Below are 23,754 nucleotides of genomic sequence, written 5' to 3' on the forward strand. Positions count from 1 at the left end.
GAAAAAGGCCCGCACGCGGCGGGCCAAATGAATCGTCGTGTTGTCGGTCAGAACTCGACCGAAATTTCCAGACAGACGCGGAACAGTCCTGTGTCCGGCGAGTAGTCGTCCGGCAATTCGTCTACGCCGCCGACCGAAAACTGGTCCTGCGCCGACATCGCACGATCGACAGCCAAGTCGGCAAGCCGATCGGCGTCGGTGAAGGTCGACGCGTAGCAGTCGACCTGATAGGAGCCAGAACGGCCTCCGGTCGGCCCGGCAAGTGTCATGTCGAGCGCGCCATGTACGCGCGCCACGACGAAGTACGGCGCCTGCGCCTTCGGCGCTGCAACGCCGATATACCCCTTTGCGCCACCTATGCCCTGTAGGGCGTCACGGATAATAATCGTGCTCAACGCCAGCCTCCGAGCAGTTGATCGATAGCCCGCGCGACTTCTGTGCGCACCGCGGCCTCCGCCTCGTCGATCGATTCGTCGAAACCCGGTCGAGCGAACGGCTGCGCCTGCATGTACCGCGTTCCAAGCTCGACAAATCGCCAGTGGAACGCGTTGTTAGGCGAATCAGCCTTGCCCTGCGTCCGTACTCGCATCCCCGCCACCGCGACACCCTGCTCATCCCTACGCTTCAGCGGAGCCGCGACGATATTGCGACGCAGCTTCCCCGACTTCTTCGGCGCGCGCTTTCTCGCCGCGCGGGTGATGACGCGCGCGCCTGCCATAGTCGCCTTCCGGAGTACCGACCGAGATTGCGCCTTTGCCAGTTTCGCGAAATCAGCCTGCAGGTCGTTTAAACCAATGATCTGCACGCTAGACATACTTTTCTCCCACCTTCACTGACAGATCGAGATATCCCCGGACGCGCGCAGGCAACACCGCCGTAATGTCGTAGAGCCTGCCGTCGTAACGAACACGCATCTGTTCGTCAATGCCTGCCCGATATCGGATGCGCATGCTCGCGACCGTTGCACCTCGAATCGCTCCGGACACGACGTGCTCCTTTCCGTTCAGGAACAGCACATCGGCCCACGGTTTCGCATGCACGACCCACGCGCCCGGTATCGGCTCACCGTTCTCGTTTTCCTCGCCACTCGGCCGCTCGATGACGATCCGCTCTTTCAACTTCCCGGCTTTCATCAAAACCTCGGCGGAACTGTGATCGGATCGAGCAGGAGATCCGCGTACCCGTCTGGCATCGGTGCGATCGTCTGCCCTTCTGAAAAAAGCTCGCGATGGTCGTACGCCCACGCGGCTGCAAGCAGCATCCACGATCGCACCGACGGATACTTGTCGATCTCAATACCCGCCTGATACGTGACTGTCCAAGCGCGAGCACTCGGCAAGCGAACATCGGTGGGCAGGACCAACAGAGATTCGCGGCCCAACTGGATAAGCTCGTAGGCACCCGGGTCGAGCTTCGTAGTCGCACCCAACGCATCGCGGCTTGCGATGCTCTCGACACTGAGCACTTGTCCGACGGACAGCGGAAATTCTCCTGCGGGGAAGCCAGCGAACCGTTCGAAATAGCGGGCCTTTCGAATTGCCGCACCGGATTTGTTCTCGGCCGCCTGACGTGCCCCGGGAACCACGATGCGCTCAACAAACTGGCGCTCATCGTCGTCATCAATTCGGCACTGAACAGCGACATCCTCGAAGGTGAGCGGCTCCGCATCGTCCAGGTATTCGACGAGAACAGCGCCCATACCGGCTTACCCCTTTGCCGCTGCGGGCTTGGACGTTTCAGTCTTCGGCGGTGCTTTCGGCTCCTTCAGACCGGGTTCGTGCGCCTGGACGATCTGCGCCTCGACGAGCCTGTCTGCGTGCTCGTCATCGAACCCCGCGACATCACCGGGCGTGTACTGCGCGTAATGTCGCTTGAACTTGACCACCTTCATGTTTTTCTCCGATATGCGGGCCGCCCATGAACGGACGGGCCGCACGGTTACAGAATCGCTTACGCGCCCCAGGTCACGCCGGCCAGCACGGAAATCGACTCCACGTGACGCGGACCGAAGTCGTTCTTCGCGATCACGCGGATCAGCGTCTGATCCCGCTGGAATGCGCTTACCATGTTGCCGTCAGCGTCCTTGTAGGTCGCCTCCTTGCTGTAGTCGATTTCCAGCGTTTCTTCCTCACCGATGAACACGTCGCCGAAGTCGGTGAAGTAGATTTCCGACTCGTTCGCGGCTTGGCCGAGGTTGATCGGCACCTGCGTCGTCTTGCCGACCGGATAGCCCTTCAGCATGCCGTTGGCAAGCTCGGGATAGACCTTGTTGCCGTTGCCATCGCGCAGGCCTTCGAGGAACCGGAACGTCCGCGGCGCCATGATCCAGCCGGGCTGCGTCAGATTGGCGTCGGCGTTTTCGAGCGCGAGAATTGCCTTGCCGAGATCCGTTTCGATCTTCTGCAGCGTCGAACCGTCGCTGGCGGCGATGACGTTGCTGGGAAGCGCCCAGAAGCGCAGGCCCTTCGGGGTGTTCGCCGTGCCGTCGTCGCGAATGAACGCCTTGTCTTCGCGCGCGCCGATCGCGGCGGTGAGGTCGCCGACCACGATCTGATCGACGTTCGGATTCACGCCGGCGTACTTGATCAGGTCATTTGCGATCGGCACCAGCGCGGCCATCTTCTTCGCCGTCAGCTTCAGATCGTCGAACTGTTGTTGCGTCGTCGGGATATCGGTGTCAGCACCGATGTAGCCGACGATCGCGCCACCCTTCAGGCGCGGGATGGTGATGTTGCCGTTCGAGAGCGGCAGCGTGCGCGCGCCGAGCTTGCGAACGACGGACTTCGGACGCAGCAGTTCGATGACCTCGCTCGACAGGTTCTCGGGCACTAGGACGCCGCCAGCACCCGGCGAAAGGGTGTTAAGCGACATCGCGACTTCTTCGCCGAAGCCGCGCTCGATCGCCAGTTTCGAGGCGAGCTGCGCGTCGCCGCGCGCTGCCGCGAGTGCACGTACCATGCGCGCCATCTTCGCGCCCTTCACTTCCAGGGCCTTCGGTTGTGCATGCACGGGCGCGGCGGCCGGTGCCGCGACGGCGGCCGGATTCGGGTCAACCGGAACAGCCGCCGCAGCCGCCATGCGTTCAGCGGCTTCCGCGCGTTCGATCTGCGCGGTCAGTTCGTTGAATTTCGAACTGAGTTGGTCGAATTCGGCCTGTTGCTCGACCGACAGCGCCGTACCGCCCACCTCGATCTGTGCCAGCGCTTGCACCCGCTGATTGACGGCTGCGCGTTCGCGGCGAAGTTCATTGACGTTCACTACTCTTCTCCCAAAAAAATGCCGCCCGAAGGCGGCAGTGCTTGACTGAGACGCGAACGCGCTCCAGTGCTGAATGACGAAAATCCGATTTCTGACGACTGGCTACATCGTCACCTGCATGTTCATCGCGGCCGCGCGAGCCGAAACGCTACGGTGCGCATTCGCGCCTTGACGATCGGCTCGGGAGGCGCGAACTTCGGCAGCGATGCGATTGATTGCTGCCTGTGGCGTCTCAACGCTATCCGCGAGCCCAGCCTCAACGCCCTTCTGTCCGAAGAAGAATCCCGCCTGCGTGTCCTTTACCGCTTGAGTGCTCAAACCACGGAAGTTCGCGATTGCGTCGACGAATTGCTTGTAGCTGTTTTGCACCATGCTCGTCAGGAACGTCAGCGACTGGTCGCTCAGCGGCTCATGCGGGGTGAGATCGTTCTTGTGGTCCCCGGCAAACACCGACGTCACCTTGATCCCCTGCTGCTCATCCCGCTTCGATACGTCGAGATGGTTGGCGATGACGCCGATCGACCCTACGCCCGAAGTGCGGCTGACGATCACCTTCGACGCTGCGGCAGCGATCAGGTAGCCGCCCGAGAAAGCCGAGAAGTTGACGATTGCGGTGATCGGTTTCACCAACGAGGCAGCGCGGATGTCGTCCGCCAGCTCGAACGCGCCAGTCGCGCTCCCGCCGTTGCTGTCGATGTCGAGCACGATCTGTTCGACCGCCGGATCTGCGACCGCCTGACTTACGGCAGAGCGCAGGCCTTCGTAGCTCGTCATCGGCTCGCAGGGGTTCATGTGCGCGGATCGCGATACGAGAATTCCCGACACCGGAATGATGTCCATGCCCGTATCTGCGACCAGGGCACGTCGGCGCTCCGATGAGGCAGCCATCTGCGCGCCGCTGTCGAATTCGCCGTCCTCCATGATCTTCGGCTGCGCACCGTTCACGGTAAGGTTGACGATGTTCAGGTTGAGCGCCTGATTCGCCCATTGCACGGCGAGCGACATCATCGGGTCCGTGACGAGCTGCGGCTGATTGAAAATCAGACTTGCGAGTCTGAGGTGCGGTTTCAAGATAGGATTCTCCCAATTTCGTCGATTGCCGCTTTCGTCGGTTCAGACTTCCCGACGGGAAGTTGCTGCGGCTTCGAGGCATCAACCATGTTCATCGGGCTCAGGTAGATGTCGCCGCCCTTGACCGGCGGCATGTTCTCAAGCCGCCGGATGTCGTTGATCGACAGCCAGCCCCACTGGCGCCCGACCGCGTAGGCGGCGTATCGCGACGACTGATCGCCGCGCAGCAGCCCGGCGAGGTTGTATTCGATGAAGTACTGCTTGCGCTCCGACGGCAGCAAAAGGTCGCGCGTCTTCGCCTGCTCATGCCGCTTGACCCACGGCAACAGCGTGTAGATGACGAACTGGAGCGACTGGTGCTCGATGTTGCTGAACGTGGCTCGCTCCAACTCGTTCACCATGTGAGCCGGTATCTTGTAGATCCGCGCGATGTCGAGCGCGGAAAGGCGCAGCGCGTCGATCAGCGCTGCATCGACGTTCGTCATCGATAGCGGCCTGAACGTCATGCCCTCCTGCAGGAGCGCAACTTTCTTCGCGTTACCAGATCCGCCGAACTTCGCGTTCCAGCCATCGGTGATGCGATCCACGCTGGCTTGGTCCTTGAGCGCCGGGGCATCCTTCGGCCGCTCGATCACACCCGACAGTGCCGTGCCGTTCATGAACGACTTGCCGGCGTACTGCTGGATCGCCTGCGCATGCCCGATTGCGTTCGCATGAAGCAAGACCGGTGACAGCCCTGTGTAACCGTTGATCGACATCCAGCGAACGTGATGGACGAGGCGTTGCGGCATCGGGTCGGAGCCTCGGACTCGATAAACAGGTTTCAGGTCCGAGCCCCTCATGACTGTCACCGCTTCGTTGTCTAGCGGGTAAAGTCCTTGAATGACGCCGTCCGAATCGCGATCGATGAAGCTGTAGCTGTTGCCACGAAGGCCAACGGCTACCTGCGACTGCTCCTGATACTCAAACGGCGTCTGCCACGAGTTCGGCTCGTACTTCAGAATCGAATACAGCGGGTGGTCCGTTGCCGGTTTTCTGTCCTCTCCGGAACGCTCGTACAACTCAATCGGCAGTTGCGCGATGCTCTCCGCAAGCAGCGTCACGCAGTTTTGAAGGACCGTAAGCGCTAGCGCGCTTGCCGGAGTCACTACCTGCCCGGAGTCCGACCGCGAGCTACCGAGCAACGCCGACACCCACCCACCCGCACTCATCTGCGTTTGGCCTAGGTTGGACAGCAATTGCCTGCTGAAAAACATTGAGCTACTCCTTCGGCTGAACGACTCGCGCAGCGCGAGCCGCCGCGAGATCTGCAACGAACGCCCACAACAGCAGCAGGACACCCGCAACGATGAGCCCGACCGGCAAGCTGATCAGCACGACACCCGTCACCAGCAGAGCAAACCCGAGCAGGCCGGCCACCCAGGCCGCAATACCAATTGAATTCAAACACCCACCCCTTGATCGTAGATCGACTCGGAATCGACGCGATCGGCGAGCATTGCACGCCCCACCGCCATGATGAGCGCAACAGCGCCGTCGATTTTGTTGTCGTTACCCTGCTTGATCGGGCGCACCACGTCGTCATTGCCCGGCAGGTTCTTGCCGATGACATTGCTGACACACCACGTCATGATCGGGTTGCCGTCGTGATGGAATCGGCCCGCCGTAATCGCCGCCTCAAGCTCCTTCATTGGGTCTGACATGTTCGTGTAGTTCTGCACGATCGTGACCGGCGTCAGTCCCTCGTCCTCGAGTTGGTGGGACAGGTTCGTTGCGCCGTGCGGGTCGAGCGGAGTGCATTGCACCGGGCACAACCGGTTCGCCTCCTTTGCCTCATCCAGAATGTCGCGATAGTCGATCTCTGCGCCGTCCGTTTCGAATAGAAAGCCCAGATTGACCCACGCCTGATACCGCTCCGCCATACGCCGGTTCTCGGTGTTGCGAACGGTGTCTTCCGGCACCCAGAATCGCGGCGCGACGCAGAAGTAATGCCGGCGCCCCTCGATGTCGCGCCAGAAAAGGCGGGCCATGCTGTTCAAGTCGAGCTTGCGCGCCATGTCGAGCGCGAGCACGCAGTCTTGCCCCTCGAACTGTTCGAGGGCCAACGCTTGGTCCTCGCGTGCTTTCCAGTCTTCTAGGTTGAAATAGCCCGCCTTGGCCGACGTCCAGACGTTCAAGTGCTTCGTCTTGAACGTGTTCGTGAAGCGCGCAGACTTAATCGCACGCTGCTGCTGGCTTTCCAGATAGTCCTGATAGACCGAGATTCCGATATTCGGATTGGCTTTCGCCAGCACGCGCGGATCGGTCCAATCGTCCCCTTCGTCGATCGTCCAGATCCAGCCGAAAAGCTCGTCGTCGGGCACCGTCCCTTCGAGCATTTCGATCACCTGCCGGCGCTTGTCGTAGCACGGCCCCTCGATGTTCGCGCCCGCAGTCGTGATGATGAACATGAGCGGCTGTCGACGCGCGCCCATGCCAGTCAGCATCGTTTCGTACAGTGCGGCGCTATCGTGCTCGTGATACTCGTCCACGATCGCACACGACGGCGACGCGCCGTCGCCTGGGTTGCCGATGATCGGCTCGAATCGGCTGCCGTCGGCCGGCTTGTTCATATTCGAGGCATTCACCTCTATTCCAGCCGAATCGATCAGCATGGGCGAGCGCTTGACCATCAACTGCGCTGGACGAAAAACCTCCCACGCCTGCTTTTCGGTCGTCGCGCCCGCATATACCTCCGCACCGAACTCGTCGTCGAGGACGAACATGCCGATGCCGACGCCCGCGGCGATCACCGATTTGCCGTTCTTTCTGGGGACCTCCCAGTAGCTTTCTCGAAACCGGCGCTTTCCGGTGCGCTTGTTGAGCCATCCGAAGGTCGCCATCAAGCCGAACTTCTGCCAAGGCTCCAGCGTTACCAGTTGCCCTCTGAATGCCCACTCACCCTTCGTGTGCGGCAGCAATTCAACGAGTGCGAGCTTTCGCTCGGCCGCCTCCGGATCGAACTTCCATCGGAAATCCTTCTTGCGGCTCGCCGCAAGGTCGTCAAGGTGGCGCTTGCACGCAAGTTGCACATACCGGCAAGCAGGGCGCTTGCCACGAACGACGTCTCGCGCGAACTTGAGCCCCTGCTCTACGCGCGGGAAATTCGTCGCCATGTCTTCCAATCATTTGCCGAGCAGCTTCGCGAAAGGGTTGTCGGGTGTTTTCGGCTTTGGACCGACCAGGCGCTGCCGGCTCGCCGGGTCGAGCCCCAGCATTGCGCCGAAGCTCGCCATTTGCGCCGCCGCTTCCTTCACAACAGTCGCAGCTGGATTCTTCATCGGACTGCCTTGCGAGCTGTCGACGACAGGGCCGTTGCGAGTCAAATCGTCCTGGGCGGCCCTCCAGTTGCCGTAGGCCGCACAGAAAATTTCGACAATGTGCAGATCGGTCACTTGCAAGATTTTTTGCCCACAAAGCAGCGGCACAACGCGCTCCCACATGTCCCGCGCCTTGCCGACAATCCAGTCCGGCGGCTCGATGTTCGTGACCAAGCCGAAATCCGGCTCGTCCTTATTCAGCGCACGTTTGCCGGGATTTCCCGCCGCGATTTTCCGCGCCGTCGGCTTGGGTTTTCTGCCCCGGCCCGGCACTGTCGCGATACCTCCCACTGGCCAACTCCTGAATTTTTAATTTCGCGGGCGTGAAAATTTGACGAAGCGGGCGGTCCCGGAGGCGACACCTCCTAGACTTTTTCATCCCCCCCTCCCCGCCCGGCGCATACGCCGGGCGGGCAACAGCCAGGCGGGACCGCTCCCGCGTCACCGCAACCGCTCGCGCGCCGTCTTCGTTGTATGACAGTCACAACAGATCGCTTGCAGGTTCTCGTCGCGGTCTGTCCCACCGCGCGCCTTCGAGATAACGTGGTCGACAGCGGTTGCCGGCGTCACGCGCCCGGCTTGCAGGCAGGGCTGACACAGGCCGCTGTCGCGACGCAGGATGCGCGGCCTGATCTTGTCCCAAGCGGTTCCGTATCCCCGCGCATGGCGATTGCCGCGCACCGCGTCGGGCTTCCATTTCACCGCCTCATGAGTGTGCTGCTCGCAGTACGACTTGCCGTCCGCAACGAGCGCGCCGCATCCTCGGTGCTTGCAGGGCTTCATCGGTCGTCGCGCCATCTCGCCAAACTCCAGCTAACTTTGTTTGCATTTTTGTTAGCGATTTGCTAACATACGTTTATGCACTCAATCGAATTCACCAAACAAGCCGCCCAAGCCCTCAAGGCAATGCCGCGCAACATTTCGGCGACGATTCGGGCAAAGATCGATGCACTGGCAGTTGATCCCTACGCACCGAATCCGAACGCGAAGAAGTTGGCGGGCCAGCCCGGCTACCGGCTCCGAGTTGGCGATTGGCGTGTGTTGTACGAAATCGAAGATGGCCGCGTCGTGATCGTTGTGCTGGCCGTCAAACCCCGTGGAGGTGCCTACAAATGACCGAAGTTCAATTTATCGAGCAGGACGGCCACCGGGCCTTTGCCGTGGTCCCCATCGAACTGTGGGACCGCGTGAAGGACCTGATCGAAGATCTCGAAGATGAAGCGCTCTACGCGCAGGCCAAGGCAAGCGACGACGGCCGCCGCATCCCGGCCGCTGTGCTCGATGCTGAATTGGCGGGCGATCACCCTGTTCGAGCTTGGCGCAATCATCTGCGCATGACGCAAGATGCGCTCGCCGCAGCAGCCGGCATCAGCAAACCGTATCTCAGCCAGATCGAAACCCGACAGCGCGTCGGCACTACCGACGTGCTGTCTAAGATCGCCAGCGCACTTGCCGTGCCCGTCGACGACTTGATCGAGCCGCCGCCCGCACAGTCGTAACGCAATGTCGCTCGTCTCGTCGGTCTACGTAATGCTGTCGCATGAACGCGATGACCGCCACAGCCGCCCGCACCCAGTGCGAACGACGGCGAAACATCAGAACGGCCACATCAGCTGTGGGCTCGGAAACGAAAAAGCCCGCGAGGCTTTCACCTAGCGGGATCGCGACATCGTAACCGATTGCCACGTTGCCACGCCCGCCGCGACCATGGGCCATATTATCTGAAAATTAAAGCCGGTTATGGGCCCGGTTCCATTGCATCGGTTGCGCCCCGCCCTTTGATTAGCATGTCTCGATGCACTATTCTTTCTCCGAGATCAATCTCTTTTCGCACAATAACTGCTCGCAACTCTACATGTTGCGCACCATACATTTACGCTAGCGTCTCAGCCAGTACACGGGGAAGCTGAAATGCGAATCCAATACTGTGGTGCGATTGCGCTACTGGTATCAATGACAGCAGCGTCACAACAGGCCCCCGACAAATCCGATAGCATTCAACCGCACTCCAACTGGACGCGGAAGAACGACAATTCCGGCATTAAGGGCTCCGAGTTTGGCAACACAAATGTGCCGGCCCAGGCACCTAGCCTAGCGGGAGATGGCAAACCCACAATTGCCTGTGATGATGCCGCGCTGAAAAAGCGAATCACGGATTTGGAGAAGTACGTACAACTTCTCCAAACAAAAATCACGATCCTCGAAAGCTCCACAAAAGAAAATGGCAAATGACTCCGCGCAAGCCTTGGCAGAACTCAACAAAGCAATAGCGTCGCAAGCTGCAGTGGTCGATGCATCAAGCGGCGTTGCCGCCCAAGGCTCTCAGCTAGTCGCCCAGGAAGCCGGTTGGTGGTCTGTCGAAAACGCAATGACGATTAGCACCGTAGTGCTTGTGTTCGGCTTGGTGACAATCGGACTCGCAGCGTGGTTGATACTCCGTCGCATACCGCACAATGCCGTCCTGCGCGTCCTGGGAACTGTGCTCATCCTCGTGTTTGCCGTCTTCCTGGTCGTCGCTGGATACAGCGATAAGCAGATCGCATCGGTTCTCGGCCTCCTGGGTACAGTCGCCGGTTACTTGCTCGGGAAAAGTGAGAACCCCAATCTGCACGAACATAGGGATCAACCATAGTTTTTTGAAACACACGCCGCTACCAAAAACAAAAAGCCCCGCTCGGCAATCCGGCAGGGCTTCTCGCATGCAACTCGTGCAGCATGGCAAAAATCATATGCTCCTGTAACAACGATGTCAAGAAGATATTTCAAACGCTCGTGCGAACCACGCTTCGAATTTCCGGGCAGCGAGCCGGCGTTCACGAATCAGTCTTCGCACAAAGAAGTTGGAGTCCGCAATGAAGATCCAATCAGTCCACATCAAGAACTTCCGCACGCTGAAAGACGTGACGATCCCCTTTGATTCCGTCACGACCTTCATTGGGCCGAACGGTGCCGGGAAGTCAACTGTGCTACGGGCGCTCGACTGGTACTTTAACGGAAAGCCTGGGACGCTGACGGAGAAGGATTGCTCCTTCGGGGCGACTGATGAAGACATCGAGGTTCAGGTCACGTTCACGGACCTTACTGAAAAGGATCGGAATGAGCTCGGCAAGTACGCTCCTTCAGGTGTCACAACATTCACCGCATGGAAACGTCGCGGCCAAGATGGTTCCGAAAGCTTGTCTGCGAACTCGAAGAGCTATGCGCCATTCAACGCCGTCCGCGGTAAGGGATCGGCTGCCGACAAAAAGGCAGCTTACAACGAACTGCGGACATCTGATTCGTCGCTTGGTCTCCCGGCGTGGACAAATGTTGATGCCGTCAACCAAGCTATGACGACCTGGGAGGCAGCTCACAACGACCAACTCGTCGAAGCGCCCGAGTCCTTGCAGACCAACTTCTTCGGCTTCAACAGCGGCGGCAAGATGAGTGGCCTTTTCGACTTTGTCCTGGTCACCGCCGATCTTCGCGCGAGCGAGGAGTCGATCGACGGAAAGTCGAGCATCATCGGTCGAATCCTTGAGCGTTCAGTCGATCGCACTGCTGCTGATGAGGCGATCGCAAAGATCGTCGAGGAGTCACGCGCAAAGCAACAGACTATCTATGAGGAGAAGTTCAAGGCGCAGCTTGAGACGATGACGACGCAACTCAATGAGGTCGTCAAGTCTTACTCGCCCGGTCGGGCTGTCACGGTATCCCCGGCAGAGGTGGAACTTAAGGCCCCTCGGACCACGTTCGAGGTGGCCGTGCTCGATGGCACAACCGAGACGGCCGTGGAGAGACAGGGACATGGATTTCAGCGAACGCTTTTGATCTCGGCGCTCCAACTCTTGGCGCAGTCAGGCGCGGCGTCGGCAAAGGGTGTCATCTGCTTGGCGATTGAGGAGCCGGAACTCTTTCAGCACCCGATCCAGGCCCAGACGTTCGCGAAGGTGCTCCGGTCGCTCGCGGAGGACGCCAGTAAGCGTATCCAAGTGGCCTATGCGACTCATAGCCCCTACTTCCTGGAGGCGCGACATTTCGACCAGGTGAGGCGGCTGACAAGGTCGTCTGACGCGACTCCAGTGGTCACCGTCCACCTCGCCACGGTTGCTGGCGTGAAAACCAAACTGGACGGAATATTGATCGCAGATACAGTTGACCGCCAGCTCGACGGCATCGTAGCAAATCAGCTCGCCGTGGCGCTCTTCGCGCATCGCGCTTTTCTCGTGGAAGGCACGACAGAGTCGGCGGTGTTTTACGGCATCGGCGATAGAGCGTCTCTCGGCTCGCTTGAAGCCGCTGGCGTCTCCATCGTCCCCGTAGGAGGCAAGACATCTATCCCGCTCGTACATGCGATTCTGGAGTCGATCGGTATACCGGTCTATGCGCTCTTCGATGCAGATAGCGGATTTGAAGCACGTGCGAAAGATAATGGGAAGCCGCAAAAAAAGATCGATGAAGAGCGGGACAACCACTCGAAAGCGAATCGTGCGGTTCTGAGGTACTTTGGTCGAGCTGAAGAGGACTTTCCGTCTGCCGTTGTTGCTGACGAGGTGGCGATCTTTGACGATCACCTGGAAGCATTCCTGTCAGCAAACTGGAGCGAATGGGTCACGGCCTGCAACAGCCTCGAGGCTGCCGCAGGTTTCAGTCTCGCGAAGAATCAACTCGCATACCGAACGGCAACACTAAAGGCCGCGGGGAATGTGCCAGAGATGCTCATGCAGGTTCTGGCTAAAGTGGAGGGGAAGTAACAGTGAACGAAATCATCTGCCCGCACTGCGGGAAGGCATTTAAGATCGACGAGGCCGGGTACGCGGACATCTTGAAGCAGGTTCGCGACAACGAGTTCGAGCAGCAGTTGCACGAGCGGCTTGAACTGGCCGAGCAGGACAAACGAAATGCCATTGAACTTGCCACGACCAAGGTCGCCAGCGAACTGGAGAGAGCTGCCGCAACCAAGGACGCCGAAATTCAGGACCTGAAGGCCAAGCTCGATGCTGGCGAGGTCGCACGGAAGCTCGCCGTGACCGAGGCCCTAAGCGCCGTGGAAAAAGAGCGTGACGCACTTGCGAACCAACTTGAGCGAGCGAAGCTCGATAAGGAAGCCACCTCCAAGCTAGCCGAGGTGAGGCTCACGAGCGAACTGCAAAGCGCCGCAGCTACGAAGGACGCGGAGATCCAGGACCTAAAGGCCAAGCTCGATGCCATCGAGGTTGCGCAGAAGCTCGCCATAACCGAGGCACTCAGCGCAGTCGAGAAGGAACGCGACGAACTGAAGAGTGGCCTCGAGCGAGCGGAGCTTGAGATGCAGCTCGCGGAGAAGTCGCTCAAAGACAAGTACGAGACGCAGATCAAGGATCGCGATGACGCAATCGAGCGCCTCCGGGACATGAAGGCCCGCTTGTCGACCAAGATGGTTGGTGAAACTCTTGAGCAGCACTGCGAGACCGAGTTCAACCGCATTCGAGCGACGGCATTTCCGAGGGCATATTTCGAGAAGGACAACGACTCGCGGACTGGCAGCAAGGGCGACTACATCTTTCGCGACTCAGATGAGGCTGGCACCGAAATTGTTTCGATCATGTTCGAAATGAAAAACGAGAGTGATCACACCGCCACGAAGAGCAAAAACGAGGACTTCCTGAAGGAACTCGACAAGGATCGTACCGAGAAGGGATGCGAATATGCGGTGTTGGTCTCTCTGCTCGAACCCGACAGCGAGCTTTACAACACCGGAATTGTCGACGTGTTTCACCGGCACCCGAAAATGTACGTCGTCCGACCGCAGTTTTTTCTTCCAATCATTACACTTCTGAGAAATGCTGCGATGAACTCGCTCAAGTATAAGTCGGAGTTGGCACTTATTAAGGCGCAAAACATAGACATCACGAGCTTCGAAACCGACCTCGAAACCTTCAAGAGCGCATTCGCGAAGAACTATGATCTCGCCTCCAGGCGCTTCCAAACGGCAATTGATGAGATCGACAAGTCGATCGACCATCTACAGAAGACGAAGGATGCCCTACTTGGAACCGATCGGAACCTTCGTCTCGCGAACGACAAGGCGCAGGACGTGACGATCAAGAAGCTGACTCGTGGAAATCCGACGATGGCTGCCAAGTTCGCGGAGATCAAGAATCATGGCCCTTCCGATGCGGAATGAGCCACGTCAATCAGATTGATGGAATGAAAAATCTAGGATGCAGGGCACATCTAAGAGGAGCAGTCGCGATGTTACAAACAATCATCGACGCTATTCGCAACCGAGAAGTTCTATCTTTCACATACGATGGATTCGCCCGCGTAGCCGAGCCGCACGCGGTGGGAGTGTCGACAGCGGGAAATAACGTGTTGCGATGTTACCAAACACAAGGTGGCCATGTCACCCCGGGCCACGAATGGGATTTCTGCAATATTTCAAAAATTTCCGGGTTGCAGACTACTGGACAACACTTCATTGGCGAACGCCCCGGATACAGTCGAGGCGATAAACACATGACCACAATCTTCGCAGAGCTTTGACGGACCCAGATTGGTTACGGCGCACCACTGAGGCTAAACATTGCCCTGCATTTCTGCCGCAGAGCTTACTGTGGATCGTCGCTGATGTTTAGAAAAATGCCCTCAAGGCAGCAAAAGCAATAGCGACTGGCTCGAACCAGCAAAGGTCACGATGAGATGCGGCGCACCCCAATCGACGCGCGATGTTCCAGTTGCTGGCCACAGCCGTCGCCCGCTGGAATTTCCAACACGTCGCCAGCGAGACAACGTCGCGCTAGCCCGGCCGAAAGTCTCCATCACGCGTATTCGACTGAACAGCTATCAGCCCCGTCTCTTCGAAGTATGGCGTAAGCCGCCCCACCGCTGACGCCTCGACTTCTCGCAAGCGCTGGTCGATCTTTTCGTACGCACGTTTGTACGTCATATGGCTCGCGCCGAAACTGCGCTCAAGATCGCGAAAGCTGATCGTCGCCCGCGCGTGATTCGCATACAGCCGCGCGAGCAGACAGTCGAGTGCGAGATTCGAAATGCCGGGAAACGACGGCTCCAGCCAACGCGACAGGCTCTGGATCGCTTCAGCGCGCTCGGCGAGGAAGTAGTAGCGCTTTACGCCATCGGCATCCCGAGTGTCTCCCATTTGCCCGAAACGCGCGATCACCGCCCATCGCTCGACGTCCATCAGCTTCGTGCGGACCGCGCTCACCACGGCAGCGCACTGCGCCCGCACTTCCGCCATGTCGAGCCCGCTGAAATTCACAGTGGATTCGGCGGCCGAGCCGGTCAGTTGCCCGAGCCATTTCCGCTGCTCCTCGGACAGTTCCGGCTCAAGTTCCATCGCGCGAATGAGCGCGGTTCGAAGCACGTTCTTCGCTCGCGGCTCGCTCGCCAGAATCAGGAACGACACGTGCAGCGCTTGGCGAGTGCTGTCGAAAATGAAATCCATCTGTTGTCTCATGGAAGAACGCGGAAAGGAATGCCCCAGTACATCAGCCAGTTGATCAGGACGTCACGAACCTCCTCGCCGTGATGGAGCCGCGTCTCGATCTGCCCGTCGTCGAGCTCGACGCCCTCGAGCGGGCAACCGGGAAATGCGATAAACCGGTTCCCCGTAAGCGCTTCATTTCTCCGCACCGCCATCTTTGCTACCGGTTCCACGACGTCGCTCAGGTTGAAATAGAGAATGGCGCTCACGACATACCTCGCACATCCCATTCAGCGTCACCGCTCTCGATGAATGCCCCGAGCACGCGCGACTTCTTGTTGTCGATCCAGTACGCTCTCGTCCGAAACACATCCGGCGCGATCCAACGAATGTCGCTCGGCGCGATGTGGGTTCGATGATGTTCCGGAATGAATGCGTCTACCTCGACGGTCGTCAGCAATTGGCGCTTAACCGTCACGACGCGCGCGATCCGGTACACGGTCGTCGGCAACGGCCTGTGCAACTCGGCGCTGATCGTCGGCCCCATCCCGTGCCGTCGCTTAAAGCAGTGCCGACCGGCAGGCAACTGCACCGTCAAAATCACTGGCAATCCTTTTCTCCCATCTTTCGAGCGCGCACCGGCGCCCATTCCTCATATGCTGCTTCGAACGCAGCCTGCTTTTCCTCGCGCGTTGTCGGCCCTTGATCAAGCCAGCGATGGCACCAGAAGCAACCCGGCACCGTCCGTTCGTGACTTGCCTTGAGCCCCATACCCTTCCCCGATGCGAGGCTGTTGTCGTGGCACGGCACGACCGTTTCATCGATCGGATTGCGCCAGCACTGCGCCGGTACGCGCAGATAGCAGGGCTCGCCTCGGCACGCGGCCAGATACTTCGAACCCTCGGCGACCGTCGGCCGCTTGATCCGCTTCACAATCGCCTTCTGACGCTTCAGCGTCACCGTTCGCGTCAGGCTGCTGAACGGCGAATGCGGCTTTCGCTTAAATCCCGTTCGCTTCATTGGCGCCGATCGCGTTGCGCAACGACTGCGCAGGAACGAATCATTCGGTCCATGGCGAATGCCGCGTGCGCGATCGCCGCGTTACGTTCTCGATGCTGTTCGGCTGCTCGCTTCAAGAGCCTCTCTTGCGGCGACTCAGTCGGCGGCGGAAGTTCCTTGAGCAAGCAGCGGTACGTCGTGGGGCGCGAACCTTCGATGCGCTCAACATACTTCTTGCCGAGAAGGTTTCGTATGCGCCCCTTCACCGTATCAGTCGTCATCGACGCTTCGTATCCGATCTGCTCAATCGTCAGCCCGCGGCGGCCGGCCTTCCGCTTCAAGCAATCGCAGATCAGCCAGTTACCCGAACTCAAGCTCACCTTCTTCTTCACTCGACCTCCTGAATCGTGATGCCGTGCTCTCGGAGCATCAGCTTTCGTTTGATGACGTAGTCCTTGTTCTTCCGTGTGATGGCCGATTTCACGTCCTCGACAACAAGCTCGCCTGCGGAATTGCGATAGGTGAAGTCGGCAACGTATTCGACTGCTCGCTCGATCGAGCCGTCCGAGCGCCGCTGACGCGCGATCAGCTCGAACTCCACCTGAAGACGAAGTTCGCTGATGTGGCCTGCCGCCTGTTGCCGGCTCAATTCGAACCACCGTGAGCGCTCGCGCTTGCTGTCGAACTTGATGCCGTCGTACTCGCACTTCGTGTTGCGGTACTTCGAGCGCTTCGCCGTCATGGCGGGCGGGAAGATCGGCCTGTCGAGGTCGCCTGAAGCGATCTCGTCGAATTCCGAATTCGGTTGATTGCCCGTGCGGCGCAACACCTCGCGCTCGGCGAAGCTGCGGCCGATCGTCCTGTCCTCGCGAACACGAGCGGTTCCGAAGCGACCGCCTTCGATCGCGCTCTCGGGATAGCGGAGTGCGTTCTTGCTCACACGCTCTCCTGATCGCGCGGGATGTCGTTGAAGTACCGGTAGAGCTGCTCGTAGGTTTCGTTCCCGAAGCGGTTGGCCTCGCGAAGCATTTCCTCCATCGCCTCGCCGGGCCCGTCCGCCTTGACGACGCGCGCCTTGAAACGCATGAACACTTCGCCCTCGCGCTGCTCGATACCGAGTTGCTTACCGCGGTCAGTAACGCCTTGCGCGCTCTTGTGCCAATCGGAAGGAACGTCCTGCCCATTCGTCGCCGTGCCGTCCGGCTTCACCGGGAACAGCCCCGTCCAGCCGCGCAGCACCGCTTCGTCGATGCAGTCCGTCGGGGCATGCCCAAGCTCTCTGAGCTTCTCGAGGCGACGCAGCGACACCTTCGCTGCCGGGCGTGTCCACGGCGCCGACTTCTCCGACGCTTTCGCCTCGCGGTGCTCGCACCAGTCGAGCCATGCGTCGAGGGGCAGCCAGTCGGGCAGTTCGATCGATCGCAGTTCGCCATGCAACGCAACTCGCGGCGCACGCCGCGCGGGTTGATGGTTCTCTGATGGTTCTATGGTGGTTCCTGATGATTCGGGTGCAAAAGCTTTGCACCCTTTAGTGCTGTGATTTGCACCCTTTACGTCGCCAGTTGCACCCTTTACGTCGCCGTTTGCACCCTTTCCAGTGGGTGCATTTTTTGCACCCTTTGAACCCGACGAAATGGGCGCAAGTTCTGCACCGTTTATCCAGTCCGAATTGATTCGGTATTCGCGCGTGTTTCCACGTCCGCCCGTCGACTCGCTCACGAGAATCAGCCATCCGGACTGCTGCATCCGGCGAAGCTGGTACTGCACCGCACGCGGCGATTGGCGCGTCTTCGCAGCCAGCTTGTCGACGCTCGGATAGATGTGCGTGCCGTCGTCGTGCGAATGGTCCGCGAGTGCCAGCGCGAGAATCATCTCGCCGCCACCTTCCGGATAGCGCTCGAACACGGCGTTCATAACCTTGACGCTCATAGGCTCCTCAGTGCCCGCACGGCAACGCGCCGTCAGCGTCAGTCTTTGCGCCACATGACAGACACGTACGCGTGGCCGCTGCGCGAGCTGTCACCGCAACGGGCGTCACTTCGCCAGCGCGCGCCGGAACGGGCTCTTTGATGTCGGTCGGAGTCAAGACGCTCTCCCGAGAGTCAAGCGATAGGCGCTCGGGTGACCGGGCCGGCGCGTAATGCGCAGCGCACCGACCTCCTCCAACGTGCGAAGGGTCGACGACACGGTCACGCGCGTCACGCCCGCGAATTCCGCAATGGCGTCGATCGACGGATCGCAATTCCCCTGCTCGTCGGCCAACCGCGCCAGAAAGATCAGGATCACCTTGGCCGTCGGCGGGAACTGCTCGCGCATAGCGCGGTTGAGGTGCTCGAAACTCATTCGGCGGCCTCCTGTGCGCTTTCCGCGTCGTCAATACCGAGCACCCATCGCAGCGCCGCCAAGCGCTCGCCCGTCGCCTCCGCAAGCGCCGCCTCGATCTGCTTACGCGGACGTACGCGTGCCGCCGTACCGCCGAGCACGGCCTTCTGCGCACGCGAGCGCGCGTGCCCTTCCTTGCCGTCAGCGGCATCGATCAACGCCTGAACCTTCGCGCGTTGCTCGTCCGGCGACAGCTTCGCAAGCTTCAGCGCGTGCGACACAGTGATCTGTTCCGCCTCAACAGCGTCACGCACCGCCATGCAGCAGTCGAGCAGCTTCAATGCGGAGCGCACGGTCGGCACCTCGACGCCGAACGCGACGGCGATAGCATCCTCGGTGTGGCCGACGTCGAGCATGCGAGCCATCTTCTCGGCCCGGTTGATCGGCGAGTCTTCTTCGCGGATCTCGTTCGTGCTGACCATCATTCCGACGAACGACTTGTCGCTGTCGCGCATAACGCGCTTTGGGATCGCTGGAATCGTGATCGGCTCTTCGCCCGCATCGATCAGTTGACGGTTCAGCTCGCGCGCGTTGGTCACTCGGCGACGGCCATCAATCACGAGGTTCTCGCCCGTCTCCGGGTCTTTGCAAAAGAGCACCGGCTCAAGCACGCCCTGCGCGCGGTAGTTCCGAACCGTCTTCGGGTTCGGCGCCTGATGTACGCGCCGGTCGTATAGCGGGTGCTTCGGGTCCGTGACAAGCGTCAGCTTGTCCGGGTCCATCGAAAGGACGTTGCCCTTGCCCGATGCCCCGTAGACGTCTATCGAGTTCTTTGCCATCTCTGGTCCTCGCTAACTTGTGTGCGCGATCAAGCGCTTTCGAAAATGAATGCTGGCTGCCGCAGGCGATCGCGCTGCAGCGGCTCGTAGTCGGGGTTGAGTTCGAAGCCGATGAAACGGCGGCCGAGACGCTGCGCTACCTGTCCGGTCGTGCCGCTGCCGAAGAACGGATCGAAGACGACGTCGCCCGGCCGGCTGCCGGCGAGCACGCACGGCTCGACGAGTGCCTCGGGAAAAGTCGCGAAGTGTGCTCCGTCGAACGATTGCGTCGGAATCGTCCAAACGCTGCGGCGGTTTCGACTCGTAACGAGCTCCGCGACCGACGCAGAAAACGATTCGTTCTGCTTTGGCCGTTTCGTTCGCGCGCCGCGGTTGTGCTGGACAGTCGAATGTGCGCCCGGCCCCGACTGCCAACCGGCAACCGCTACAGCTTTCGGATTGACGCCCGCAGCACGCTGCCGCTCGGCGTATGCGACGAGCCCGCTTTTCGTGCGGTGATGCTCATCGCCTGCCGCGAATGCATCCGCGGCCTTGTGCGACCGATTGCCGGACGCACGCCCATGTGCGCCGCCAGTCACGGGCTCCTGCATCGCGTCGAAGTCGTAGTAGTAGCGCTCGCTCTTCGAAAGCAGAAACAGATATTCGTGTGCCTTCGTGCAGCGGTCGCGCACGCTCTCGGGCATCGGGTTCGGCTTGTGCCAAATGATGTCCTGCCGGAGATACCAGCCGGCATCCTGCAATGCGAACGCAAGGCGCCACGGCTGGCCCATCAGGTCCTTGATCTTGAGACCGTCGATGCCCGCCTTCCTGTTGCTCAGGCAGATGTTCACCTTCGCGCGAGCGCGCCCGGCGAACGTCTCGCCACGCATCGGCGTCTGTCCGCCCGATGACGCATAGGCATCGCCCATGTTCAGCCAGAGCGTTCCGTCGTCCGCGAGCATCTCGCGCGCGAGATCAAACACCTCGACGAGCGTGTCGATAAACTCGCGCAGTGTCGGCTCGCTGCCGATCTCGCGATGCTTGTCCGGATGGCCGTCGGGCAGATACGAGCGGAGGCCCCAGTACGGCGGCGACGTCACTATCGTCTGCACCTTCACGCCATCGGCGATCATCGCGCGCATGAGGTCGCGGCAGTCGCCGCGATGGGAGCGGTCGAGCCAGTTCATCCGATCACCCCTCGGCACGCTTCGATCCACGCAACCGCCGCTTCCGCGTTGATCGCGTTGCCGTAGGCGCGCAGTCGTCCCACTCGCGCGGGAGCCCCATGAGCCAACGGGAATGTGCCGGGTTCAACTGGCCGCCACTTTCCATCCCGGCAGAGGAGCCAATCAGCATCTCGCCAGAAGCCGTTAATCGGGCCGGGATCAGCGGTGGCAATTTCAACTCCGCTTCGGCGGCCGGCTGCAACGGTTGCATGCTCGCCAGCTTGGCCATTCCGTTCAGCGCTAGATTGATCGTCCCCGTTGCACCGCTGCGTTGGTAGTCCCGCAGCTTCGCATCGCCCGTGGTCGGGCTTGCCCAGCCCGCGAACTGCGCCACATGATTCAGGCTCACCGCGACCTTGCGACCGTCCGGCGTCTTGCCCGTCGCGCTCAAGCCCGCGAACGATTGAGATCCCTCCGCGTTGCCAACAGTCGGCGTCGGCCAGCCCGACAGTTGCGCAACCATTCCAAGATCCGTCAGGCTCACGCCCATCTTCGAGCCGCGCGCGATCGCGCGTAGCTTCCGTTCTAAGAACTGCTCCGGAGCCCCGCCCGCTTGGCATGCGGTTGGAGTGGGCCAACCGGCCAGCTTCGCGATGTTCGGCAATTCGGTTTTGCCGACGCCCGCTGATCCTCGCGCGTCGCTCGCGAGCGGCGTAGGCCATCCAATACGCCCGGTCTCGGATATGCGGGGAGCCGACGCCCGCAGACGGAAACGGGACACACCCATAGGCGTAGTCCAACGCTTCCACGTCAGCTTGAACAAGGTCGATCCAAGGGTCGACAGCCGAGCTCGCAACCTGCTCTCCAAAGACGATTGCAGGGCGGCGCTCGCCGATAAGCCAGTACCACGCAGGCCAGAGATGCCGCTCGTCATCAAACCCAAGTCCTTTGCCTGCCGCGCTGAAAGGTTGGCACGGACAGGAACCGGTCCAAACAGGTCGATCGTCGGGCCAGCCGGCGCGACGAAGCGCGTAGGACCAGACGCCGACGCCTGCGAAGAAATGGCACTGGGTGTATCCGCGCAGGTCGTCAGGATGGACGTCGCGGATGTCGCGCTCGTCGACGTCACCAGCTGCAATGTGACCGGCGGCGATGAGGTTTCGCAGCCACGCGGCGGTGACTGGATCGTGTTCGTTGTAGTAGGCGGCACTCAAACGCTCCCCGCTACTCAGCCATGCCGCGCAGCCGCGCCGCGAGATTGAACAGCACCTGTGCGTGCTGGAAGATGCGCGCTTCGACCCGCACGACTTCGGAGTGCTCGACGCGCCCGTCTTCGAGCGTCTTGACGATCTCTCGGCCGACTAGGCCGTGCGTCGACCACGCCTTGCCCATCAGTTCGACGATGGCCGCGTCGCAGCACTCAACGGCGCTCGGCAACTTCACGAGCGCGTAACCACGCGCCGCTGCCCACGCTTCGAGCATCCGATCGTCGTTGGTCACGTCCGTCGCGCGAACCGCGTCAGCGAGCCCGAGGTGATGCGTAGCGTTGTTCGGGTTCACCTTGTTCCGCAGCACCGCCGCCGACATACCGAGACGCGGCGCGAGCGACTCACTGCCGCCCGGGTAATCGTGAACAACCGCGTATGCGGCGTCGATGATGTTCATTCAATCCTCATCTGAACGTTGTTCGATTCGATAAGGACTACTAAAGTGTGTCCCTATGACGCGAACGAAATTTCAATTTCCTCGACCACACCGTGCAGGCGCGATCTACTGCATTGGGCGAGGGCCCCGGACTTTCGTCTTAGAATTGGCAGCTCTCAAACAACCACTTCTCTACGGACCCTCATGGAAGTTCCAAACTACGAACTCGAAATTCTTGCCAACCGCGTCCTCATTCAAACAACCATTGCGGCACTCGAAGTGGCGCATCCCGGCTCCGAGGCAACGATCAAACGACTAATTGAGAAATTCACTCAGGTCGACGAACTAGACCCATTGAGCGCAAAGATTGCCGAGATTGCTTTGCGGGTCGTCTCTAACGAGCCCGAGAAACCGGCTCTGACGCTCGTAAAGTCCGACTAAGCTTTTCGGTCAATGCGGCGATGTCCGGCTCGCGTTCCGCACGATGTGCTTCGAGCGCCGGCCGGATCAGCCACAGGACGAAACGTGCGTACATGCGCTTCATGAAGTCTCCTTCTGTTGGGTAAGCGACTCGAAAACTCAAGGAATATCGACTTTCGAACGGTGAGCCACTGAACCGCGTCTCGGAAAATGTCTTTCGACTCGTGAGAAGCGGCGTCGAGATCACGCGAATCTAGTCGCCAACAAGGCAGTGATCGCGCGTCGACGAACTCATCGTTGTAACGTCGATTTCGCGGCCGTACTTCTTCGCGAGGTGTTTCCACAGAGCGATTTCGAGTGCCGCGGGCATAGCAGTTTCTTCGACGTAGAGGTTCGCGCCGTCGTAGTGGATCTGGGTGCCGCCATCAGCGACCAATCCCAGCTCCACTACCGGCCCCTGCCCAGCTCGGACGCGCGCGTTGACGCTCTGAACGCATCGGATTTCGACGCCATCGATCAACACCCGCCCCGTTCCATTGGGCCTTGCTTCGATCGTCACGGCACATTTGTTTTGCGCGCTTGTCACGTTGGCTCCTTCTATTGGGCGTCCCTTCATGGGACAAACGACTCTCACAGGATATCGTTAACTTGAATAAGATAACCCCGGCACCGCTCACGCAGCACGACCTCGATCACCACCGCCTCAGAATTCAGGTCCTCGCCCTCCAGCAAATCGTCTTGCGACTACTCGTCCAACGATCGTTCGAGGAAGTCGACGGCGATCCGAAGGAAACCCGCGAACTCGCTCCCGTACGCTTGCGCGAAGCGCTTCAAGGTCTTGAGCCAGAACCCGGCACTTCGGAATGGCATCCAGCCGAAGCGGCCGCGTTCGACGACGAGCACCGCGAAGTACTCGCCGACCTGCACAAGCACCTTGAGGCCGTGCTCGCCGACCTGCTTCCGACGGAAGAAGACTGAGCGGCATCACGCCGTCGTCTCCTTCTGTTGGGCGAGATCTGGCGCTGCGTAAACATCCTCAAGCCGCCACTCAATACCGCGTGTCTTGGCAAATGCAATCAGCCGCCGCGCAGTGCCAACTAACGGATTGCACCCACCGTTCTCATAGTGAGACAGCGCGGATTGGCTGACTCCAATGTTCTTGGCCAGCTCCGCCTGGGAGAGGGAGAGCGTCTTGCGAAGGCTGCGCACATTGTTCATGGCGAAATATTAGAACTTCTCTCTTTTTGCGTCAAGAGAAGTTCTAATTACGAGCCGCCCAATTTATTAGCGTC

Annotated in this window: 35 protein-coding genes and 1 pseudogene; 8 read left to right on the forward strand and 28 right to left on the reverse strand. The window is 60.1% G+C overall.

Annotated features, from left to right (window positions below):
- Positions 1-47: 47 nt before the first annotated feature.
- The 12 genes from WT60_RS12725 to WT60_RS12780 form a co-directional block, all read right to left on the reverse strand.
- A complete protein-coding gene (locus WT60_RS12725; protein WP_060355344.1) occupies positions 48-395 on the reverse strand; it encodes a hypothetical protein in 348 nt (115 codons plus the stop codon).
- Entirely contained in the window at positions 392-814 is a 423-nt protein-coding gene (locus WT60_RS12730; RefSeq protein WP_060355343.1) for an HK97-gp10 family putative phage morphogenesis protein, read from the reverse strand. Before WT60_RS12730 ends, WT60_RS12725 begins: the two co-directional genes overlap by 4 nt.
- Positions 807-1,133: a phage head closure protein gene (locus WT60_RS12735; protein WP_082759185.1), complete on the reverse strand. Its 327-nt coding sequence runs from the start codon at positions 1,131-1,133 to the stop codon at positions 807-809. Before WT60_RS12735 ends, WT60_RS12730 begins: the two co-directional genes overlap by 8 nt.
- On the reverse strand, positions 1,133-1,699 hold the full coding sequence (locus tag WT60_RS12740; RefSeq protein WP_060355341.1) for a hypothetical protein: 567 nt from the start codon (positions 1,697-1,699) through the stop codon (positions 1,133-1,135). Before WT60_RS12740 ends, WT60_RS12735 begins: the two co-directional genes overlap by 1 nt.
- A gap of 6 nt (positions 1,700-1,705) precedes the next feature.
- Positions 1,706-1,891 carry a hypothetical protein gene (locus tag WT60_RS12745; RefSeq protein ID WP_060355340.1) on the reverse strand — a complete coding sequence of 62 codons (186 nt, stop codon included), beginning with the start codon at positions 1,889-1,891 and terminating at the stop codon, positions 1,706-1,708.
- A gap of 59 nt (positions 1,892-1,950) precedes the next feature.
- Positions 1,951-3,258, reverse strand: coding sequence for a phage major capsid protein (locus WT60_RS12750; protein ID WP_060355339.1), 1,308 nt, complete (start codon positions 3,256-3,258; stop codon positions 1,951-1,953).
- Positions 3,259-3,360: 102 nt separating this feature from the next.
- Positions 3,361-4,329 (reverse strand): S49 family peptidase, encoded by a 969-nt coding sequence (locus WT60_RS12755; RefSeq protein ID WP_060355338.1) that lies wholly within the window; start codon positions 4,327-4,329, stop codon positions 3,361-3,363.
- Positions 4,326-5,585 carry a phage portal protein gene (locus WT60_RS12760; protein ID WP_015967350.1) on the reverse strand — a complete coding sequence of 420 codons (1,260 nt, stop codon included), beginning with the start codon at positions 5,583-5,585 and terminating at the stop codon, positions 4,326-4,328. Before WT60_RS12760 ends, WT60_RS12755 begins: the two co-directional genes overlap by 4 nt.
- A gap of 4 nt (positions 5,586-5,589) precedes the next feature.
- On the reverse strand, positions 5,590-5,775 hold the full coding sequence (locus WT60_RS12765; RefSeq protein WP_009910343.1) for a hypothetical protein: 186 nt from the start codon (positions 5,773-5,775) through the stop codon (positions 5,590-5,592).
- Positions 5,772-7,484 carry a terminase large subunit gene (locus WT60_RS12770; RefSeq protein WP_059844794.1) on the reverse strand — a complete coding sequence of 571 codons (1,713 nt, stop codon included), beginning with the start codon at positions 7,482-7,484 and terminating at the stop codon, positions 5,772-5,774. Before WT60_RS12770 ends, WT60_RS12765 begins: the two co-directional genes overlap by 4 nt.
- 9 nt (positions 7,485-7,493) lie before the next feature.
- Positions 7,494-7,979: a phage terminase small subunit P27 family gene (locus WT60_RS12775; protein WP_060355337.1), complete on the reverse strand. Its 486-nt coding sequence runs from the start codon at positions 7,977-7,979 to the stop codon at positions 7,494-7,496.
- A gap of 150 nt (positions 7,980-8,129) precedes the next feature.
- Complete coding sequence (locus WT60_RS12780) at positions 8,130-8,486, reverse strand: HNH endonuclease signature motif containing protein (protein WP_082759183.1); 357 nt, start codon at positions 8,484-8,486, stop codon at positions 8,130-8,132.
- A 60-nt stretch (positions 8,487-8,546) separates the two neighbouring features.
- On the opposite strand from WT60_RS12780, the gene WT60_RS12785 reads away from it, so the two are divergent.
- The 3 genes from WT60_RS12785 to WT60_RS33615 all read left to right on the forward strand — a co-directional run bounded on the left by WT60_RS12785 (position 8,547) and on the right by WT60_RS33615 (position 9,920).
- On the forward strand, positions 8,547-8,804 hold the full coding sequence (locus WT60_RS12785; protein WP_004549735.1) for a type II toxin-antitoxin system RelE/ParE family toxin: 258 nt from the start codon (positions 8,547-8,549) through the stop codon (positions 8,802-8,804).
- Entirely contained in the window at positions 8,801-9,187 is a 387-nt protein-coding gene (locus WT60_RS12790; RefSeq protein WP_004548635.1) for a helix-turn-helix transcriptional regulator, read from the forward strand. The genes WT60_RS12785 and WT60_RS12790 overlap by 4 nt, the downstream gene beginning before the upstream one ends.
- A 412-nt stretch (positions 9,188-9,599) precedes the next feature.
- The gene (locus WT60_RS33615) at positions 9,600-9,920 is read left to right on the forward strand and encodes a hypothetical protein (protein WP_145986781.1); all 321 of its coding nucleotides are present in this window, start codon (positions 9,600-9,602) and stop codon (positions 9,918-9,920) included.
- Positions 9,921-10,014: 94 nt separating this feature from the next.
- On the opposite strand, the gene WT60_RS12795 is transcribed toward WT60_RS33615, so the two are convergent.
- The gene (locus tag WT60_RS12795) at positions 10,015-10,389 is read right to left on the reverse strand and encodes a hypothetical protein (RefSeq protein WP_145986782.1); all 375 of its coding nucleotides are present in this window, start codon (positions 10,387-10,389) and stop codon (positions 10,015-10,017) included.
- A gap of 151 nt (positions 10,390-10,540) precedes the next feature.
- Here WT60_RS12795 and WT60_RS12800 point away from each other — a divergent pair, with 151 nt between their 5' ends.
- Genes WT60_RS12800 through WT60_RS12810 form a run of 3 tightly spaced genes read left to right on the forward strand, consistent with a single transcriptional unit; the run spans position 10,541 to position 14,192 of the window.
- Positions 10,541-12,421 carry an ATP-dependent endonuclease gene (locus WT60_RS12800; RefSeq protein ID WP_060355335.1) on the forward strand — a complete coding sequence of 627 codons (1,881 nt, stop codon included), beginning with the start codon at positions 10,541-10,543 and terminating at the stop codon, positions 12,419-12,421.
- Positions 12,422-12,423: 2 nt separating this feature from the next.
- Positions 12,424-13,833, forward strand: a complete 1,410-nt coding sequence (locus WT60_RS12805) for a DUF2130 domain-containing protein (RefSeq protein WP_060355334.1) — start codon at positions 12,424-12,426, stop codon at positions 13,831-13,833.
- Positions 13,830-14,192 carry a WYL domain-containing protein gene (locus tag WT60_RS12810; protein WP_222430139.1) on the forward strand — a complete coding sequence of 121 codons (363 nt, stop codon included), beginning with the start codon at positions 13,830-13,832 and terminating at the stop codon, positions 14,190-14,192. The genes WT60_RS12805 and WT60_RS12810 overlap by 4 nt, the downstream gene beginning before the upstream one ends.
- 253 nt (positions 14,193-14,445) lie before the next feature.
- On the opposite strand, the gene WT60_RS12815 is transcribed toward WT60_RS12810, so the two are convergent.
- From WT60_RS12815 to WT60_RS12870, 13 genes and pseudogenes are all read right to left on the reverse strand, one after another.
- Positions 14,446-15,114, reverse strand: coding sequence for a hypothetical protein (locus WT60_RS12815; protein ID WP_060355333.1), 669 nt, complete (start codon positions 15,112-15,114; stop codon positions 14,446-14,448).
- Between the two features lie 8 nt (positions 15,115-15,122).
- On the reverse strand, positions 15,123-15,383 hold the full coding sequence (locus tag WT60_RS12820) for a hypothetical protein (protein ID WP_060355332.1): 261 nt from the start codon (positions 15,381-15,383) through the stop codon (positions 15,123-15,125).
- Positions 15,359-15,640 (reverse strand): hypothetical protein, encoded by a 282-nt coding sequence (locus tag WT60_RS12825; RefSeq protein ID WP_060355331.1) that lies wholly within the window; start codon positions 15,638-15,640, stop codon positions 15,359-15,361. Before WT60_RS12825 ends, WT60_RS12820 begins: the two co-directional genes overlap by 25 nt.
- A 53-nt stretch (positions 15,641-15,693) precedes the next feature.
- Complete coding sequence (locus WT60_RS12830; RefSeq protein ID WP_060355330.1) at positions 15,694-16,113, reverse strand: nuclease domain-containing protein; 420 nt, start codon at positions 16,111-16,113, stop codon at positions 15,694-15,696.
- Positions 16,110-16,484 (reverse strand): hypothetical protein, encoded by a 375-nt coding sequence (locus WT60_RS12835; RefSeq protein WP_060355329.1) that lies wholly within the window; start codon positions 16,482-16,484, stop codon positions 16,110-16,112. Before WT60_RS12835 ends, WT60_RS12830 begins: the two co-directional genes overlap by 4 nt.
- Positions 16,481-17,032: a DUF1064 domain-containing protein gene (locus WT60_RS12840; RefSeq protein WP_060355328.1), complete on the reverse strand. Its 552-nt coding sequence runs from the start codon at positions 17,030-17,032 to the stop codon at positions 16,481-16,483. Before WT60_RS12840 ends, WT60_RS12835 begins: the two co-directional genes overlap by 4 nt.
- Positions 17,029-18,021 (reverse strand): helix-turn-helix domain-containing protein, encoded by a 993-nt coding sequence (locus tag WT60_RS12845; protein WP_060355327.1) that lies wholly within the window; start codon positions 18,019-18,021, stop codon positions 17,029-17,031. Before WT60_RS12845 ends, WT60_RS12840 begins: the two co-directional genes overlap by 4 nt.
- Positions 18,022-18,174: 153 nt before the next feature.
- The gene (locus tag WT60_RS12850; RefSeq protein WP_060355326.1) at positions 18,175-18,435 is read right to left on the reverse strand and encodes a helix-turn-helix domain-containing protein; all 261 of its coding nucleotides are present in this window, start codon (positions 18,433-18,435) and stop codon (positions 18,175-18,177) included.
- Positions 18,432-19,253 (reverse strand): hypothetical protein, encoded by an 822-nt coding sequence (locus tag WT60_RS12855; RefSeq protein ID WP_060355325.1) that lies wholly within the window; start codon positions 19,251-19,253, stop codon positions 18,432-18,434. The genes WT60_RS12850 and WT60_RS12855 overlap by 4 nt, the downstream gene beginning before the upstream one ends.
- Before the next feature lie 29 nt (positions 19,254-19,282).
- On the reverse strand, positions 19,283-20,419 hold the full coding sequence (locus WT60_RS12860; RefSeq protein ID WP_060355324.1) for a site-specific DNA-methyltransferase: 1,137 nt from the start codon (positions 20,417-20,419) through the stop codon (positions 19,283-19,285).
- A 4-nt stretch (positions 20,420-20,423) separates the two neighbouring features.
- Positions 20,424-20,921, reverse strand: coding sequence for a hypothetical protein (locus tag WT60_RS35170; RefSeq protein ID WP_236860885.1), 498 nt, complete (start codon positions 20,919-20,921; stop codon positions 20,424-20,426).
- A 235-nt stretch (positions 20,922-21,156) separates the two neighbouring features.
- A pseudogene (locus tag WT60_RS35175) lies at positions 21,157-21,612 on the reverse strand (DNA cytosine methyltransferase); the annotation flags it as partial.
- A gap of 10 nt (positions 21,613-21,622) precedes the next feature.
- Complete coding sequence (locus WT60_RS12870) at positions 21,623-22,063, reverse strand: phage regulatory CII family protein (protein ID WP_015967389.1); 441 nt, start codon at positions 22,061-22,063, stop codon at positions 21,623-21,625.
- A 183-nt stretch (positions 22,064-22,246) separates the two neighbouring features.
- Between WT60_RS12870 and WT60_RS12875 the strand changes: the two genes are divergently transcribed.
- The gene (locus tag WT60_RS12875; RefSeq protein WP_060355322.1) at positions 22,247-22,483 is read left to right on the forward strand and encodes a hypothetical protein; all 237 of its coding nucleotides are present in this window, start codon (positions 22,247-22,249) and stop codon (positions 22,481-22,483) included.
- A gap of 232 nt (positions 22,484-22,715) precedes the next feature.
- Here WT60_RS12875 and WT60_RS12880 read toward each other — a convergent pair whose 3' ends face one another.
- A complete protein-coding gene (locus WT60_RS12880; protein WP_060355383.1) occupies positions 22,716-23,048 on the reverse strand; it encodes a hypothetical protein in 333 nt (110 codons plus the stop codon).
- Between the two features lie 62 nt (positions 23,049-23,110).
- On the opposite strand from WT60_RS12880, the gene WT60_RS12885 reads away from it, so the two are divergent.
- A complete protein-coding gene (locus tag WT60_RS12885) occupies positions 23,111-23,440 on the forward strand; it encodes a hypothetical protein (protein WP_236860823.1) in 330 nt (109 codons plus the stop codon).
- Positions 23,441-23,446: 6 nt separating this feature from the next.
- Here the strand turns inward: WT60_RS12885 and WT60_RS12890 are convergent, their stop codons facing one another.
- Positions 23,447-23,680 (reverse strand): helix-turn-helix transcriptional regulator, encoded by a 234-nt coding sequence (locus WT60_RS12890; protein ID WP_043276727.1) that lies wholly within the window; start codon positions 23,678-23,680, stop codon positions 23,447-23,449.
- Between the last annotated feature and the right edge of the window lie 74 nt (positions 23,681-23,754).

This window comes from Burkholderia sp. MSMB617WGS, from assembly GCF_001532025.2.
Taxonomy (GTDB): domain Bacteria; phylum Pseudomonadota; class Gammaproteobacteria; order Burkholderiales; family Burkholderiaceae; genus Burkholderia; species Burkholderia savannae.

Excerpts from the sequence above, each read along its gene's own strand:
- WT60_RS12815 (WP_060355333.1), bottom strand. The coding sequence starts at position 15,114 with ATGGATTTCATTTTCGACAGCACTCGCCAAGCGCTGCACGTGTCGTTC.
- WT60_RS12890 (WP_043276727.1), bottom strand. The coding sequence starts at position 23,680 with ATGAACAATGTGCGCAGCCTTCGCAAGACGCTCTCCCTCTCCCAGGCG.
- WT60_RS12745 (WP_060355340.1), bottom strand. The coding sequence starts at position 1,891 with ATGAAGGTGGTCAAGTTCAAGCGACATTACGCGCAGTACACGCCCGGT.
- WT60_RS12735 (WP_082759185.1), bottom strand. The coding sequence starts at position 1,133 with ATGAAAGCCGGGAAGTTGAAAGAGCGGATCGTCATCGAGCGGCCGAGT.
- WT60_RS12730 (WP_060355343.1), bottom strand. The coding sequence starts at position 814 with ATGTCTAGCGTGCAGATCATTGGTTTAAACGACCTGCAGGCTGATTTC.
- WT60_RS12850 (WP_060355326.1), bottom strand. The coding sequence starts at position 18,435 with ATGAGTTTCGAGCACCTCAACCGCGCTATGCGCGAGCAGTTCCCGCCG.
- WT60_RS12825 (WP_060355331.1), bottom strand. The coding sequence starts at position 15,640 with ATGGGGCCGACGATCAGCGCCGAGTTGCACAGGCCGTTGCCGACGACC.
- WT60_RS12870 (WP_015967389.1), bottom strand. The coding sequence starts at position 22,063 with ATGAACATCATCGACGCCGCATACGCGGTTGTTCACGATTACCCGGGC.
- WT60_RS12810 (WP_222430139.1), top strand. The coding sequence starts at position 13,830 with ATGAGCCACGTCAATCAGATTGATGGAATGAAAAATCTAGGATGCAGG.
- WT60_RS12785 (WP_004549735.1), top strand. The coding sequence starts at position 8,547 with ATGCACTCAATCGAATTCACCAAACAAGCCGCCCAAGCCCTCAAGGCA.
- WT60_RS12855 (WP_060355325.1), bottom strand. The coding sequence starts at position 19,253 with ATGGCAAAGAACTCGATAGACGTCTACGGGGCATCGGGCAAGGGCAAC.
- WT60_RS35170 (WP_236860885.1), bottom strand. The coding sequence starts at position 20,921 with ATGGTTGCGCAACTGTCGGGCTGGCCGACGCCGACTGTTGGCAACGCG.
- WT60_RS12795 (WP_145986782.1), bottom strand. The coding sequence starts at position 10,389 with ATGCGAGAAGCCCTGCCGGATTGCCGAGCGGGGCTTTTTGTTTTTGGT.
- WT60_RS33615 (WP_145986781.1), top strand. The coding sequence starts at position 9,600 with ATGCGAATCCAATACTGTGGTGCGATTGCGCTACTGGTATCAATGACA.
- WT60_RS12770 (WP_059844794.1), bottom strand. The coding sequence starts at position 7,484 with ATGGCGACGAATTTCCCGCGCGTAGAGCAGGGGCTCAAGTTCGCGCGA.
- WT60_RS12790 (WP_004548635.1), top strand. The coding sequence starts at position 8,801 with ATGACCGAAGTTCAATTTATCGAGCAGGACGGCCACCGGGCCTTTGCC.
- WT60_RS12780 (WP_082759183.1), bottom strand. The coding sequence starts at position 8,486 with ATGGCGCGACGACCGATGAAGCCCTGCAAGCACCGAGGATGCGGCGCG.
- WT60_RS12875 (WP_060355322.1), top strand. The coding sequence starts at position 22,247 with ATGGAAGTTCCAAACTACGAACTCGAAATTCTTGCCAACCGCGTCCTC.
- WT60_RS12830 (WP_060355330.1), bottom strand. The coding sequence starts at position 16,113 with ATGAAGCGAACGGGATTTAAGCGAAAGCCGCATTCGCCGTTCAGCAGC.
- WT60_RS12860 (WP_060355324.1), bottom strand. The coding sequence starts at position 20,419 with ATGAACTGGCTCGACCGCTCCCATCGCGGCGACTGCCGCGACCTCATG.
- WT60_RS12845 (WP_060355327.1), bottom strand. The coding sequence starts at position 18,021 with ATGAGCGTCAAGGTTATGAACGCCGTGTTCGAGCGCTATCCGGAAGGT.
- WT60_RS12760 (WP_015967350.1), bottom strand. The coding sequence starts at position 5,585 with ATGTTTTTCAGCAGGCAATTGCTGTCCAACCTAGGCCAAACGCAGATG.
- WT60_RS12740 (WP_060355341.1), bottom strand. The coding sequence starts at position 1,699 with ATGGGCGCTGTTCTCGTCGAATACCTGGACGATGCGGAGCCGCTCACC.
- WT60_RS12820 (WP_060355332.1), bottom strand. The coding sequence starts at position 15,383 with ATGGGATGTGCGAGGTATGTCGTGAGCGCCATTCTCTATTTCAACCTG.
- WT60_RS12800 (WP_060355335.1), top strand. The coding sequence starts at position 10,541 with ATGAAGATCCAATCAGTCCACATCAAGAACTTCCGCACGCTGAAAGAC.